General features: G+C 68.1%; 12 protein-coding genes. 8 read left to right on the forward strand and 4 right to left on the reverse strand.

All coding sequences use genetic code 11. The annotated features are described in order from the left end of the window. Positions 1 to 115: 115 nt before the first annotated feature. The 3 genes from ACFDTC_RS06465 to ACFDTC_RS06475 form a co-directional block, all read right to left on the reverse strand. Positions 116 to 1660 (reverse strand): di-heme oxidoredictase family protein, encoded by a 1545-nt coding sequence (locus tag ACFDTC_RS06465; RefSeq protein ID WP_375258063.1) that lies wholly within the window; start codon positions 1658 to 1660, stop codon positions 116 to 118. A 54-nt stretch (positions 1661 to 1714) separates the two neighbouring features. Continuing rightward, positions 1715 to 2977, reverse strand: a complete 1263-nt coding sequence (locus ACFDTC_RS06470) for an imelysin family protein (protein WP_375258064.1) — start codon at positions 2975 to 2977, stop codon at positions 1715 to 1717. Positions 2978 to 3265: 288 nt separating this feature from the next. Beyond that, entirely contained in the window at positions 3266 to 4939 is a 1674-nt protein-coding gene (locus ACFDTC_RS06475) for a hypothetical protein (RefSeq protein ID WP_375258065.1), read from the reverse strand. 168 nt (positions 4940 to 5107) lie between these two features. On the opposite strand from ACFDTC_RS06475, the gene ACFDTC_RS06480 reads away from it, so the two are divergent. The 8 genes from ACFDTC_RS06480 to ACFDTC_RS06515 are packed head-to-tail and all read left to right on the forward strand — an operon-like array spanning position 5108 to position 12915. Continuing rightward, positions 5108 to 5383 carry a hypothetical protein gene (locus ACFDTC_RS06480; RefSeq protein ID WP_375258066.1) on the forward strand — a complete coding sequence of 92 codons (276 nt, stop codon included), beginning with the start codon at positions 5108 to 5110 and terminating at the stop codon, positions 5381 to 5383. A gap of 1 nt (position 5384) precedes the next feature. Then, a complete protein-coding gene (locus ACFDTC_RS06485; RefSeq protein WP_375258067.1) occupies positions 5385 to 5750 on the forward strand; it encodes a response regulator in 366 nt (121 codons plus the stop codon). Positions 5751 to 5755: 5 nt separating this feature from the next. Beyond that, a complete protein-coding gene (locus ACFDTC_RS06490) occupies positions 5756 to 7705 on the forward strand; it encodes a chemotaxis protein CheA (protein WP_375258068.1) in 1950 nt (649 codons plus the stop codon). Positions 7706 to 7719: 14 nt separating this feature from the next. Next, positions 7720 to 8181, forward strand: a complete 462-nt coding sequence (locus ACFDTC_RS06495; RefSeq protein ID WP_375258069.1) for a chemotaxis protein CheW — start codon at positions 7720 to 7722, stop codon at positions 8179 to 8181. A 35-nt stretch (positions 8182 to 8216) separates the two neighbouring features. Next, positions 8217 to 10394 carry a methyl-accepting chemotaxis protein gene (locus tag ACFDTC_RS06500; RefSeq protein ID WP_375258070.1) on the forward strand — a complete coding sequence of 726 codons (2178 nt, stop codon included), beginning with the start codon at positions 8217 to 8219 and terminating at the stop codon, positions 10392 to 10394. A gap of 4 nt (positions 10395 to 10398) precedes the next feature. After that, positions 10399 to 10923 carry a chemotaxis protein CheW gene (locus ACFDTC_RS06505; protein ID WP_375258071.1) on the forward strand — a complete coding sequence of 175 codons (525 nt, stop codon included), beginning with the start codon at positions 10399 to 10401 and terminating at the stop codon, positions 10921 to 10923. Beyond that, complete coding sequence (locus tag ACFDTC_RS06510; protein ID WP_375258072.1) at positions 10907 to 11857, forward strand: CheR family methyltransferase; 951 nt, start codon at positions 10907 to 10909, stop codon at positions 11855 to 11857. The genes ACFDTC_RS06505 and ACFDTC_RS06510 overlap by 17 nt, the downstream gene beginning before the upstream one ends. Beyond that, positions 11854 to 12915, forward strand: coding sequence for a chemotaxis response regulator protein-glutamate methylesterase (locus ACFDTC_RS06515; protein ID WP_375258073.1), 1062 nt, complete (start codon positions 11854 to 11856; stop codon positions 12913 to 12915). The genes ACFDTC_RS06510 and ACFDTC_RS06515 overlap by 4 nt, the downstream gene beginning before the upstream one ends. 198 nt (positions 12916 to 13113) lie before the next feature. Here the strand turns inward: ACFDTC_RS06515 and ACFDTC_RS06520 are convergent. After that, on the reverse strand, positions 13114 to 14541 hold a 1428-nt coding region (locus ACFDTC_RS06520), incomplete at its 5' end, for a putative bifunctional diguanylate cyclase/phosphodiesterase (protein WP_375258074.1).

Genomic DNA, 14541 nt, shown 5'->3' on the forward strand with positions numbered 1-14541 from the left:
TCGTCCGCCACGTGATCGGGCAGCGCGTTCGACCGCGCGCCGGCCACGTCCTCGTCGACGTCGGCGCGGACGGGCGCGGCGAACGCGACGACGAAGGCGGCAAGGCGGAGCGGTTTCATAGGCTCTCCAGGAAGCGGATCAGGGCGGCGCGGTCCTCGGGCGGCATGGCGACGACGGCATCGCGCGCGGCCTGCGCCTCACCTCCGTGCCACAGCACCGCCTCGAGCAGCGAGCGCGCGCGGCCGTCGTGCAGGAATTGCGTGTGCCCCGACACGGCCTGCGTCAGGCCGATGCCCCAGAGCGGCGCGGTGCGCCATTCGCGGCCGTCGGCGCGCCCTTCGGGGCGGTTGTCGGCGAGGTCGGGCCCCATGTCGTGCAGCAGCAGGTCGGTGTAGGGCCAGATCAGCTGGAAGCTGGCCGGGTCCTCGCCCTCCAGCCGGTGGGTCACGTGGTTGGGCTGGTGGCAGGCGGCGCAGCCGCTGTCGAAGAACACGCGCCGGCCGTGCAGCACCTGCGGATCGCCCACGTCGCGCCGCGCGGGCACGGCGAGCGTCTGGCTGTAGAAGGTCACGAGATCCATGCCCGCGCTGTCGATCTCCAGCCCGCCCTGCTCGGCGTCGCCACCGTGGCGCGCGGCGGTGCAGTCGGTCTGCAGGTCGGTGCATTCGCCGGACCCGGCCGGGTGCAGCGGGTTCGAGATTCCGATGTCGCCGGCGAAGGCGCTGGCGGTCTGTTCCAGCACCGAAGGATTGCCCGCCTTGTGTCCGAAGCGGCCCAGCATGGGGGCGTCGTGCGCGTCTGACCAGACGACCTGTGCCTTGCCGGAAATGCCGTCGCCGTCGGCATCGTCGGGGTCGGCGCGGGCGATGATCTCGGCCGTGGGGATCGCCTCGAGCAGGCCCATGCCGATCATCTGCGGCGCGATGCGCGGGCTGAGCATCGCGTCGGGGTGCAGCGGGCCATAGCCGAGGTCGGCGGCCGTGTAGGTCGGGCGGCGCAGCATCGCCACCTCGCCACCCGACAGGGGCACCTCGACGTCGTCGTAGTCGACGCGCAGGCGGTATTCGGGCGCGTGGCCCGGCAGGCTGAAATCCTGCAGCTGGGTGCCGTAGGTCGGGTCGGGCGCGGTGGCGTGGGTGCCCGCGATGTAGCGGGCGATGGCGTCGGGAGCGGGAATCGAGACGCGCAGGAACATCGAAACGGCGGTGTCGTCCGGCCCCTCGGGCGGATGGCCGCGCCCGTCCTTGATGTGGCAGCGCTGGCAGGACCGCGCATTGTAGAGCGGGCCAAGCCCGTCGGATGCCAGCGTCGAGGCCGGCGCCGAGACCCAGATCCGGCGGAACATGCCGTTGCCGACGCGGAAGTCGAGCTCTTGCTCGAAGCTGAGATTGGCGGCGGGCTGCGAGAACGCGTCGGCGGTGTCCCGGGCGCGTACGGTCTGGGCACCGCCGGCGTTCTCCTCGAACGTCCAGGGGGCGGCGAAGTCGGTGGGCGGTGCTGTGATCTTCGCGACGCGGGCGCGTTCGTCGTCGGTGCGGGGGATGATGCTCAGATGCGCGTCGCGCAGGTTGGCCCAGGGCGCGTCATCCGGACCGGCGAGAGTCAGGACGGGCACGGCCAGCACCAGAAGGCAGGACAGAAGGGCGGAGACGGGTCGCATCACGGCAATCCTCGGGGGCGGAGGCGCGGGGATGCCGCGCCTCCGGATGCGGTGTCACTGGAAGACGGCCGACGGATCGTCAAGGCTGTCGGACCCTTCGATCTGGATGCCGCCGAGGTCCTGCGCCGCGACGATACGCTCGATCGTGCGGGTCTGCGCGATCAGCGCGTCGACGCCGCCCATGATCAGACGCTCGCCGCCCTCGTTGCCGCGCGCTAGCATCTGGTCGTAGGCAAGGCCGGCCTCGGCCGCGGTCTTGATCCGGCCCAGCGCGGCCAGCGTGTCGTCGAGGCGCGCACGCATCTCGGCGTCGAGGTCGGGGCTTTCGGCGGCCACGAGATCGGACAGCGACGGCCCCGAGACCAGCGAGCCGTCGATGCGCACGTAGTCGCCGTGGTAGACGTTCCGCACGCCCAGCCCGTCGTAGTAGTGGCTGTTGTGGGTGTTGTCCGAGAAGCAGTCATGCTCTTCCTCGGGGTCGTTGAGCATGAGGCCGAGGCGCATCCGCTCGCCCGCAAGTTCACCGTAGGACAGCGATCCCATGCCGGTCAGCATGGCCGACAGGCCCGCCTTCTCGTCGGCGGTGATCGCGGTGCGTGCGTCGCCGCCCTCGGCCCATTGCGCGGCCATCCAGTCGAGGTCCGAGACCAGCAGCTCGGTCGCGGCCGTCAGGTATTCGGCGCGGCGGTCGCAATTGCCGTTGGTGCAGTCGTCGCCCTGCGCGTAGTCGGTCCAGGGGCGGCTGCCTGCGCCGGCCTCGTGCCCGTTGAGGTCCTGGCCCCAGAGCAGGAATTCGATCGCGTGGTAGCCAGTGGCGACGTTCGCCTCGACCCCGTCGACCTCGTGCAGGTCGTTCTCGAGCAGCGCGGGCGTGATGGTCGAGGCGTCGACGGTCTGGCCCGAGAGGGTGAATTCCGGGTTGGCGATGACGTTGAGCGCGGCCAGCTGGTTTTCGTCGGTGGGGCCGGCATAGGCGCCGTCCACGTAGTCGATCAGCCCCTCGTCGAGCGGCCAGGCGTTCACCTTGCCCTCCCAGTCGTCGACGATCGGGTTGCCGAAGCGGTAGACCTCGGTCTGCTGGTAGGGCACGCGCGCCTGAAGCCAGGCGGCGCGGGCGGCCTGCAGCGCCTGCGCCGACGGCGTCTCGACCAGCGCGGCCACGGCGTCCTGCAGGGCGCGGGCGGCGATGGCGCTGTCCTCGTATTTCGCCGCGGCGATGTCGGCGTAGGTCGTCAGCACCTCGGGCGCGGTCTGCGCGCCCGCCGCACCGGCAAGGCCGGCGCCGAGGGCCGTGGTGGCCAGGAATGTGCGGATCATGTCGTCGTCCCTTCGTTCGTTTTCGGCGACGCGTCACGACCATGGGCGGGTGCATCCCGGCTGGCGCGGCGGCAGCGGCGGGCAGTCGTCGCGGACGGTGCTTGGCCGAAGGGCCGCTGCCGTCCACCCGGGCGTGTGGCGTCGACGTATAGCTGACCGATTCAGTCGGGAAAGGCAATGTCCGAGTTTTCCAGTCGGCTTTCTACGCACCCAAGCGACGAGCACGATGCCGCGCCGTTCGCGTGCGGACGCGTTCGCCTTGTTACCGAGCGGGGCGAACCGGCACCGTCACATGAGGAAGCCGTCAAGATCCTCGTCGGCCTCGTCCGCGGTCACCGACAGGCCCATGGCCGACGAGAAGCTGTCGGGATAGAGCGCCCGGTGCACGGCGCGCTCTTCCTCCATCGTGTAGAGCGCCTCGACCCAGGCGAGATCGACCGCGGCATCCGCATCGTCCGGCGCGATCGCCTGTTCCTGGTTCGCCGCGATCAGTTCGAGCCGCGGCGCCTCTTGCCCGGCCGACCCGAACGCGGTGCTGGCACTCTGCGCCGCTTGGCGGATGTCCGCGGCCTGCTGCGACAGCTCCGCCTGCTGCGTGCCGAGCTTGCGCAGCATCCCGGTCTGGGCGTCGGCCATGGATTTCGCGCCGGCCTGGATCCGGTCGAGCATGGCGAGCTCTTCGCGCAACCCGGCGCCCTTGAGCCCGTCCGACACGCCGTGAACCCGCTGCAACGCCTTCGACAGGCGCTCGGTCAGCGCCGTCGTCGCGATGACGACCTCGCGCACGTTCTGCGACAGCACGTGCAGGGCCGAGCCGGAATCACCCGCCCGGCTGGCCGAGATCGCCGCGTTGCGGGCCGAGTTCTCGAGGCTGCCGTTCAGGTCCACCGACGCCTCGAGGCCGGAAATCGCCTCGGCGATGTGGCCGAGCACCCCGTCCAGAAGGGCCAGCGAGGAATCGAGGCGGGCGCGTCCGGCATCGGCGGCCTCGCGCATCAGGTCGTTGCCCCGGCGCGCCGCGTCCAGCCATTGCGCTGACGGATCGTCGCGCCCGGCGCCGCCGCCGGGAGCGCAGGCATCCACGCTGGTGGTCACGACCGAAAGCGCGGTCTGCGCGTCCTGCGTGACCTGGACCAGCGCCTCGCCCATCGCGGCAAGCTGCGCGGCCGCGATCCGGCCCAGTGCATGGCGTTCGGGCCCGCCGGTCGCCGTCTCGCGCGCCGCGATGATCGCCACCACGTGTTCGCGCCGCTGCGAGAACGCGTCGGGAAACTGCAGACAGTCGATCAGCCGCGAGACCGCGCCGCCGATATCCTCGGCGAGGCGGCGGCTGTTGTCGCGAACGGTGGCGATATGGCTGGCGTGCCCCTCGGCCAGCGTGCCGATCTCGGTCGATGCGGTTTCGGCCGCGCGCACCATCTCGTCGAACGTGGTGCCCAACGACGACAGCGTGCCCGCGGCCTCGCGGCTGGCGCCGCGGATCGCCGACGACGCCTTCAGCGCCTGGGTGGAGATCTCGCGCAGTTCGACCGAGCGCTGTTCGAGCGTCCGGATGAACGGGTCGAGCCGGGCGTTCTCGAGCGCGTCGTCGGCGCAGACGATCTTGGTCAGGTAGGTGACCGAACGCAGTTCGGTCGCGCGATCGCGCAGCAGGCGCAGGTCGTCGTCCATCTGCGTCAGCGTTTCCGAGAACGAATCCTCGGACAGCAGGCGCGCGGTCTCGCCCGAGCGGTCCCGGATGATTCGCGCATGCGACAGGAAGTTCTGCAGCGGGTCGTCGTCCGGCACGTCGTCGGCCTGGTCCCCGGTCAGGGTCAGCAAACGCTCGACCGTCTCGCCCAATGCACGGGCCGCCGTCCGCACGCGCGACAGGTGCGCAAGCCCGTCGTCGAAACGATCCATCACGTCGACCGCGACGCCGTCCAGCACATGACGATCGCCCGGATCGGTTTCCTTGGGCATAGCACGTCTCCCACGATGAATGCGTGGCGTAGCCGCCTTCGGATTACCGCTCTGTTAAGCCGACAATTGAAGAGAATCATTCGCCGCAGGCAGCGAATCGCGGCCTCGCTTTAACGCAGCGTTCGTGATTCGATTCCTATGGTCCGCCGACAGACCTCGGAGGGCCCCGTGAAGACCGAAACCACCCCGAAACCCGCAGTTTTCAACGTTCCGGCGGATCTGGATCCGACGACCGTCGGCGCCGTGCATGCAGCCCTTCTGGAGGCCGTGGGACAAGACGGCGCCGCCCCTGTCGAGGTGACGCTGGACGGCGATTCGCCACCCTCTGTCCTGACCTTGCAGTTGCTTGTCAGCGCGCGGAAGGCCCGCGCGAAGACGGCCGTTTCATTTTGCGAACGCGCGCAGTCCAGCCTCGCGCTGGTCGGCTCGAAGAAGGAGTTCTGACGTGACGAAGACGATCCTATCGGTGGACGATTCCAAAAGCATCCGCGACATGATCGGGTTCACGCTCGAACCGCGCGGCTACAAGGTGATCGGCGCGGCGGACGGTGTCGAAGGGCTGGCGCAGCTCGGCTCGCACCCCGTGAACCTGGTCGTCTGCGACCTCAACATGCCCAACATGAACGGGATCGAGATGATCCGGAAGGCGCGGGCCGATCGGCGGTTCGACGGCATCCCGATCGTCATGCTGACCACCGAGGCGCAGAAGGAAAAGATGATGGAGGCCAAGGCCGCCGGCGCGACCGGCTGGCTGGTCAAGCCCTTCGACGAGGCCAAGCTGGTCTCGGTCGTCACCAAGCTGCTGGGGTAGCTGCCATGACCCCCGCGACGCAATCCTTCATCCAGGAAGCGACCGAGATCCTCGAGGGTCTCGACGTGACGCTGCTGGAGCTCGAGGCCCACCCGACCGACACGGCCCGCATCGACGCGGTGTTCCGCGCGCTGCACACGCTGAAGGGGTCGGGCGCGATGTTCGGCTTCACGGCGCTGTCGAAATTCCTGCACCATTTCGAGAACGCCTTCGATCGCATCAGATCCGGCGATGGTGTGGTCAGCGCAGATCTGATCCAGCTATCGCTGGCCTCGCGCGACCACATGGAGCGCATGATCGCGCGCGGCCCCGACCCCGAGGCAGGCAGCCCCCCCGACGCCGAGACCGACGCGCTTGTCGAAAAGATCCGCCAGCTGGTCGAAAAGATGCATGCCGGCGACGCCGCCGCGGCCCCCGCGCCGGCCGGACGGCGCTTCATCATCGACTTCAAGCCTGCGCCCGATTCGATGCGCCACGGACTGCGGCCGGACCTGCTGCTGGCAGAACTTGCGGAACTGGGCACGGTCGAGATCACCTGCCTGGGCGACGACGTGCCCGCGCTCGAGGATCTCGATCCGGCAGCCTGCCGGCTGGCCTGGCATATCGAACTGCACACCACCGCCGGGCGCGACGCGATCGAGGACGTGTTCATCTTCGCCTCGGACGGCGATCTCGAGATCACCGAACTCGGAGCCGACACCGGCGCCGAAGCAGAAATCGCGCCCGCCAAGGCCGCCGAGGTCGCTGCAAAGACCGAAGCCGCGCAGGCGCCGGAGCAGGCGATGGCCAAGTCCGCGTCGGTCCGCGTGCAGTCGCACCGCCTCGACGAACTGATGGACCAGTTGGGCGAGCTCGTGATCGCGCAGGCCCGTCTGAACCGGATCTCGACCGACGTGCAGGACAGCACGCTGTCAGGCGTCGCCGAGGAGATCGAGCGGCTTGTGACCGGGCTGCGCGACGCCACCCTCTCGATCCGGATGCTGCCGATCGAGTTGGTCTTCGGCAAGTTCCGCCGCGTCGTGCGCGACCTGTCCGGCGAGTTGGGCAAGCAGGTGCGGCTGGACACCCGCGGCGGAGAGACGGAGGTCGACAAGAACGTCATCGACAGCCTGACCGAGCCTCTGGTCCACATCATCCGCAACGCGATCGACCACGGCATCGAATCGCCGCAGGAGCGCGCCGCCCGCGGCAAGCCCGAGCACGCGCTGGTGCGCATGCAGGCCCGGCAATCGGGTGGCGAGGTGCTGATCTCGGTCACCGACGATGGCGCCGGTCTCGACGCCGAGGCGATCCGTGCCCGCGCGGTCGAGCGCGGACTGATCGCCGCCGAGCAGGAAATCTCGGAAGATCAACTGTACAACCTGATCTTCGAACCCGGCTTCTCGACCGCCAAGAGCCTGTCGAGCGTGTCCGGCCGCGGCGTCGGCATGGACGCGGTCCGCCGCGTGATCGAGGACCTGCGCGGCGTGGTCGAGGTCAAGTCGCGGCCGGGTTTCGGCACGCAGGTCACGCTGCGGCTGCCGCTGACGCTGGCGATCATCGACGGCTTGCTGGTCAAGGTCGCGGGCGTGCCCTTCGTCCTGCCGCTGTCCAGCGTCGAGGAATGCGTGGACCTGCCGGCCGACGAGAAAGCCCGCGAAAGCGGCCGCGCGCTTCTGCACATCCGCGACCAGCTTGTCCCCTACGTCTACCTCGACACGGTGTTCGGCTTCGAACGGCAGCCCGAGGACGACCGCCGCATCGTGGTGTCGTCGATCGAAGGCAAGCGCATGGGCCTGGTCGTGGACGAGGTGGTGGGCCAGCACCAGACGGTCATCAAGCCACTGAGCATCTATCACCGCGGGATCGAGGGGCTGTCCGGCTCGACGATCCTCGGCGACGGCTCGGTCGCGATGATCCTGGACGTGAACGCGCTGATCAAACGCGCCCAGGCCGCGCACCGGGTGGCCGCATGACACAGGACCAAGCAATGACCGAAACCTCCGAGATCGAGGGCATGGCGCTGACCTTCACCCTGCAGGGTGAGACCTTCGCCATCCCCGTCGCCCATGTGGACGAGATCATCGATCCGCTGCCGGTGACGCGCGCGCCTAACGCCGACGCCTTCGCGCCCGGCCTGATCAACGTGCGGGGCGCGATCGCGCCCTTCGTGGACCTGCGGCACCGGCTGGGCATGAAGCCCGCCGGCCCGTGCGAGACCAGCCGCGTGCTGGTGCTTGACCTCGTCGTGTCGGGCGAAAGCACGAAGGTGGCGATGATGGCCGACGCCGTCGACGATATCACCGAAACCAACCTGTCGGACCTCGAGGCGGTCCCCGAACTCGGGGTCCGCTGGCCGACGGAATACCTCAAGGGTGTCGCCAAGAAGGACGGCGCGCTCATCATCCTGCTCGACGTCGAAGCCACCTTCGCGCCGACGAACCTCAACTAACCGATTCCGATCAGAGAGAGATTCAAGAAATGCGTATGACGATCAAAACCAAACTGATCGCCGTCTTCGCGGTGCTGATTGCACTGCTCGGTGTTTCGAGCTTCATGGCGCTGAAGGAGGCTGCGGAACTCCAAGCGACTCTGGATGATATGGTGGATGACACTGCTGCCCAGCTGGACGAAAGCCTGACGATGGAGGCCGCCGCCGCCATCACCATGAGCACCGTGAAGAGCTATCTGATGGAACCCGACCGTGCCACCGCGACGGCATTGGCAGAGGAAGCTGAAGCAGAGATAACTCATGTCTCCGAGGCCATCGACAACATGCGGCGGCTCAACCTGACGGAGTCCGAGGCGGCCGCCCTGCAACGATTCGAAGCAGAATGGGACGAGTTCCTGGCTGCTGAGGACGAGATTCGGGAATTCGGCCTCGCGAACACCAATGTCCGGGCGCTTGAAATCTACCAGTCGCAAAGCGAGCCCGCTTACACGGTCGTGTACTCGCTGGTAGAGGAGATCGTAGCTGACGTGCGCGACCGCATTGCGGGGTCGACCCTGCGCGATCCGCGCCTGGACACGCTCGAACAGAACGTCGACGCGCTGACGGACAACCTGCGCGCGCTTCACAGCCTCGAGCGCGACCTGCTCATCGACAACAGCGCCGAGAAGATCGAGATCGCCCTAGGCGGCATTGAAGCCGAAATAGCGTCCCTGCAAGATCATCTGGCAGCCGCGGAAGCAGTGGCCTCCGGAGCCGATCGCCAGGCACTCGATTCGTTGAGAGGCGCTTGGCAAGAGTGGCGTGAGTATCTGCAGGCGACGGCAGAGCTTTCGGCGCAGAACACGAATACGCTAGCTGGCCGGATGCTGGAAGAAGAGCTTGAGCCGGCGTTCGACGAAAGCTTTGCCGCGGCCGCGGCTATCGCAACCATGTCGCGCGAGAACCTCGCATTTGCCCAACAGGAGGCCCGCGCCGCATATGCGGCCTCGCGCACCCTGCTCATCACGCTCGGGGCGGTCGCCGCCACGATTGCCGCCGCTGCCGCTTTCTGGCTGTCCACAATGATCAGTCGCGGCTTGGCCCGCGCGGTCGAGGTCGCATCGGAAGTCGCGCGCGGCAACCTAGAGATCGACGCAAAGTCCAACAAGCGCGACGAGATCGGCGAATTGCTGAACGCGATGGACCGGATGGTCGTCGACCTCAAGGGGATGAGCCACGCTGCCGAGACCATCGCAAAGGGCGACCTGACCGCCGACGTGAATCCGCGTTCGGAGGATGACGGGCTTGGCATCGCGCTGCGCGACATGGTCACGAAGCTGCGCGAGGTGATCTCGAACGCGTCGGCCAGCGCGACCTACGTCGCCGAGGGCGCGTCGAACATGTCCGCGACGGCCGAACAGCTGTCGGCCGGGTCCAACCAGCAGGCCTCGGCGGCCGAGCAGGCATCCGCCTCGATCGAGGAGATGACCGCGAACATCCGCCAGAACGCCGACAACGCGGCGCAGACCGAGAAGATCGCCAACCAGTCGGCGCAGGATGCCAAGCAGTCGGGCGAGGCCGTCGGCAACGCGGTCCGCGCGATGAAGACGATCGCCGACAAGATCAACATCATCCAGGAGATCGCCCGCCAGACCGACCTTCTGGCCCTCAATGCGGCCGTCGAGGCGGCCCGCGCAGGCACGCACGGCAAGGGCTTCGCGGTCGTGGCCTCGGAGGTGCGCAAGCTGGCCGAACGCAGCCAGCAGGCCGCGGCCGAAATCAGCGCCCTGTCGTCGCAGACCGTCGATGTCTCGGGCGAGGCCGGCCGGATGCTGGAAACGCTGGTGCCCAACATCCAGCGCACCGCCGACCTGGTGCAGGAGATCAGCGCATCGACCCGCGAGCAGAACGTGGGCGCCGAGCAGATCAACGAGGCGATCCGCGAACTGGACAAGGTCATCCAGCAGAACGCCGCGGCGGCCGAGCAATCCGCCGCGACCAGCGAGGAACTGGCCGCCCAGTCGCAGCAGCTGAACGCGGTGATCGGCTTCTTCAACGTCGACAAAGGCGGCGTACGCGCCACCAGCGCACCGAAGCCCACGAAGGTCGCGCACAAGCCGGCCGCGAACGCTGCGCCGAAGAAGAAGCCCGCGTCGAAGACGGCCGAGGCGTTCGATCTCGACCTTACGTCGGGCGACGTGTCGGACGCCGACTTCACGCGCTACGCGGGCTGACGCGATGTTTGAGGACGAAGTCCTGACGGACGAGACCGACGTGGAGGAGGACGACTCCTCCACGTACCTCACCTTCGATCTGGGCGGCCAGACGCTGGGTGTCGACGTGCGCTACGTGCGCGAGATCTTCGACGTCAAGAAGATCACGCCGCTGCCGAACGCACCGTCCGAGGTCCTCGGCGTCGTCGACGTCCGCGGCCAGAGCGTGCCGATCGTCGATCTGTGCCGACACCTGGGGCTTGTCCCGGGGGACTGGGCCGAGGAGGCGCGGATGGTGGTGCTCGAATTCGCCACACCCCTCGGCCACCGGCAGATGGGCATCCAGGCGGATCGCGTGCGCAACGTCGACCAGATCCCGCCATCGGGGATCGAGCCGATCCCGCGCGACGGTTACGGCCATTGGAACGCGGACGTGCTGCTGGGCCTGTCGCGCCGCAACGAGGACCTCGTCGTCCTGATCGACCTGCAGAACATCTTCGGCGACGTCGGCGAGGAACTCGACCTGTCGGCCGGTGCGGGCTTCTTCTGAACACCCTGCATCATCTCCGGCGGGGGCCGTCCGTGGCCCCCGCGTTTCAAGAAAGCAATTCCAGATGGCCATTGCCAGGCAATCCTCCCTGCAACGATCCCCCGCGCCGAGAACCCGGACGGCGGACATAGAAGAGCTCGCGGTCTGGGCGCGCAAGCTGACCGGGATCACCCTGACCGACCGCAAGGAGGATTTCCTTGCCTCGCGGCTTGCCCGGCGCCTCGCGGCCACGGGCTGTACCGATTTCTCCGGCTATTGCCGCCGTCTCGCCTCGGACCCGCAAGAGCATGTGCGCTTCGCGGAGGCGCTGACGACCCACACGACGAGCTTCTTCCGCGAGTCCCCGCAATTCGACTGGTTGCGCGCCGAGGGCCTCAGGGAGCTTGTCGACGCCCGCGGCCCCACCCGCGACATCGTCGTCTGGAGCGCCGCGTGCTCCACGGGGCAGGAAGGCTATTCCGCCCTCATGGTCACGGAGCAGGCGCGCATGCTCGACATGCTGCCGCTCAGGGCGAGCCTGGTCGGCACCGACATCTCGTCCCAGGTGCTGCGCGTGGCGTCGCAGGCGGTCTACGACCGCACCCAGATCCGCGAAATCCCCGCCGAAATGCGCCCGCGCTTCCTGCTGTCCTCGCGGAAGGACGACGGTCGCTACCGGATCGTGCCCGAGTTGCGGAACCGCGCCACCTGGCGCAAGGGGAACCTGGTGTCGGGCGCGGGCCTCGACGACCTGCGCGCCGACGTCGTGTTCCTGCGCAACGTGCTGATCTATTTCGACGAGGACATGCGCAAGGCAGCTGTCGAGAATGTCGTCCGGCGGTTGAAGCCCGGCGGCTTCCTGCTGCTGGGCCACACCGAAGGGTGCCACATTCGCCACCGCTCCGATCTCCAGACGGTTCGACCGTCGATCTTCCGCAAGGTGCAAGCCGAATGACCGCCAAGAAGAAGGTGATGATCGTCGACGACAGCGCGCTGGTGCGCCAGACGATTACCGAGATCATCAACGCGCATCCGCGCCTCTACGTGAGCGCGACCGCCAACGACCCTTTCCAGGCGGCCGAGCGCATGCGCAGGGAGATCCCTGACGTGATCGTGCTCGACGTCGAGATGCCGCGCATGGACGGGATCACCTTCCTGCGCCGCCTGATGGCGCAGCGTCCGATCCCCGTCGTGATCTGCTCGACCCTCGTGGGCGACAACAGCGCCACCCATCTCGCCGCGCTCGAGGCTGGGGCGGTCGAGATCATCCAGAAGCCGAACCTGTCCACACGGCGCTTCCTCGAGGAATCGTCAATCCGGATCCAGGACGCTGTGCTGGCGGCGTCGCACGCGCACCTGTCGCGCAGGCGCGCGATCCCGAACGAGGAAAAGCAGAGCGCGGATGCCGTCCTGCCCCAGGCGCGCCCCCGCGCGATGCTGCAGACCACGCACAAGGTCGTGGCGATCGGCGCGTCGACCGGCGGAACGCAGGCGCTGCGCCAGGTTCTGCAGGCGATGCCCCGCACGGCACCGCCGATCGTCATCGTCCAGCACATGCCCGAAGCGTTCACCTCCGGCTTCGCGCGCCGTCTCGACGAGCAGTGCGAAATCACCGTGAGCGAGGCGCGGAACGGCGACAGCGTGTTGCCGGGACATGCGCTGATCGCACCCGGGTCCTCTCACATGCTGCTGACCCGCAGCGGCGCCAACTACCGCGTCGAGGTACGCGACGGGCCGCTGGTCAACCGCCATCGCCCGTCGGTGGACGTGCTGTTCCGGTCGGTCAGTTGCGTCGCCGGCGCCAACGCGGTCGGCGTCATCATGACAGGCATGGGCGATGATGGCGCGCGCGGGCTCAAGGAGATGCGCGACAGCGGCGCCAGCACGATCGGCCAGAACGAGGCGTCGTGCGTGGTCTACGGCATGCCTGCCGAGGCCAAGCGCCTGGGCGCAGTCGAAACAGAGGTTGACCTGGACGACATCGCCGCCCGCATCCTTCGCCTCAGCGCCTGAGCGGCGCCAGGGGGATCCGCGGTGTCACGTGCCGAAACGGCGCGCGATGCCGCCCTTCCGCAGTAACACCAGACCCTTCAGACGAACGCGGTGCTGGCTCGAACGAGGCATGCGCGGCCCAAAGCCCGCGAGGGGCAGCGGAACCTGTTGCGGAATGTCTGAAGCCACATCGTGGAAAAGCGATTTGCCAGCCTGCGGCTACGTCCCGTAACTGGCCCGCAGGAAGTCTCCGATCGGGCCGGGCCGGCCGTAGAGATAACCCTGCAGCACGTCGCAGCCGAGCTGCGTCAGCAGGGCGGATTGCTCGGCCGTCTCGACGCCCTCGGCGGTGATCTTCATGCCCAGGCGCTGGCCCAGCAGCACGGTCGTCTCGATGATGTCGCGGGCACGCTCGGGGTTCTCGTCCAGCGCACCGACGAAGGAACGGTCGATCTTGATCCGGTCGAAGCCGTACTTCCACAGGTAGGACAGGCTGGAGAACCCGGTGCCGAAATCGTCCATCGCGATTCCGACCCCCATCTCCTTCAGTGCGTCTATCTGCATCTCGACCGAACGGCTGTCGCCGAGAAGCAGGGACTCGGTTATCTCGAGTTCCAGCCGCCGGGCGGGAAAGCCGGATTCGGCCAGCGCGGCGCGCACTGTGGGGACAAGCCCGCCATCCTCGAACTGCACGGCGGACAGGTTGACCGACAGGGTGCACGCGCCCTCCATGGCGGCAAAGGCCGCGGTAGCCGTGCGCAAAACCCATGCGCCGATCTCGGAAATCAGCCCCAGCTCTTCCGCGACGGGAATGAAGGTCGCCGGCGAAATCGGGGTGCCGGCCTCGTCGCGCAGACGCAACAGCGCCTCGTAGCCGACGATCTCGTGGGTGATCCCGTCCACAAGCGGCTGGTACTGGATCTCGAATTCCTGCCGGTCGAGCGCGGTGCGAATCCGCGCCTCTAGCGCGCGACGCGCCGCCATCCTTTCGCCCATCTCGCTGCCGTAGACGGCGAGGTCGCTGCGCCCGGACGCCTTGGCGTGGTAGAGCGCAGCGTCGGCCTGGCTGAGCGTCTTGTCCAATGACTGCGCGCAATCCACCCGGGCGAGACCGATGCTGACCGTGCTGCTGATCCGCTTGCCGTCGAGGCGGAACGGTTCGGCGCAGCGGCGCACGATGGCGTTGACGCGCGCGATCGCGGTCTCCTCCGACGAGTCCCTGATGCCCAGCACGAACTCGTCGCCGCCGAAACGTGCCACGAGGTCCTCGGGCGAGACCTCGCTGCGCAGGATGCGCGCGATATGCGCCAGCAACGCGTCGCCGACGCGGTGGCCATGCGTGTCGTTGACCTGCTTGAAGTGGTCGACGTCGACGAAGGCCAGCGCATGCAGCGTGCAGCGGCCGTCGTCCTCGGCGCGGGACGTGAACTCGGCGCGGTTCAGAAGCCCGGTGAGCGAGTCGTAGCGCGCGAGAAACTCGACGCTTTCCTGCGCCTTCAAGGCCATGCGCCGCTGCAGCACGTAGGCCGAAGCGGGCAGCGACACCATCAGCAGGCAAGCCGCGCTGAGGATCAGGCCGAAGGACTGGAAGCTGGCGGTGAAGAACGCGCGCGTGTCCGTCACGTCGGCATAGACCTCGGCCACGCC

It is taken from the genome of Citreimonas sp., assembly GCF_042096055.1.
GTDB lineage: Bacteria > Pseudomonadota > Alphaproteobacteria > Rhodobacterales > Rhodobacteraceae > Citreimonas.

What these genes read in the sequence shown, in the direction of transcription:
- ACFDTC_RS06500 (WP_375258070.1), top strand. Translation starts at nt 8,217, where the DNA reads ATGACGATCAAAACCAAACTGATCGCCGTCTTCGCGGTGCTGATTGCA.
- ACFDTC_RS06490 (WP_375258068.1), top strand. Translation starts at nt 5,756, where the DNA reads ATGACCCCCGCGACGCAATCCTTCATCCAGGAAGCGACCGAGATCCTC.
- ACFDTC_RS06465 (WP_375258063.1), bottom strand. Translation starts at nt 1,660, where the DNA reads ATGCGACCCGTCTCCGCCCTTCTGTCCTGCCTTCTGGTGCTGGCCGTG.
- ACFDTC_RS06505 (WP_375258071.1), top strand. Translation starts at nt 10,399, where the DNA reads ATGTTTGAGGACGAAGTCCTGACGGACGAGACCGACGTGGAGGAGGAC.
- ACFDTC_RS06515 (WP_375258073.1), top strand. Translation starts at nt 11,854, where the DNA reads ATGACCGCCAAGAAGAAGGTGATGATCGTCGACGACAGCGCGCTGGTG.
- ACFDTC_RS06475 (WP_375258065.1), bottom strand. Translation starts at nt 4,939, where the DNA reads ATGCCCAAGGAAACCGATCCGGGCGATCGTCATGTGCTGGACGGCGTC.
- ACFDTC_RS06470 (WP_375258064.1), bottom strand. Translation starts at nt 2,977, where the DNA reads ATGATCCGCACATTCCTGGCCACCACGGCCCTCGGCGCCGGCCTTGCC.
- ACFDTC_RS06495 (WP_375258069.1), top strand. Translation starts at nt 7,720, where the DNA reads ATGACCGAAACCTCCGAGATCGAGGGCATGGCGCTGACCTTCACCCTG.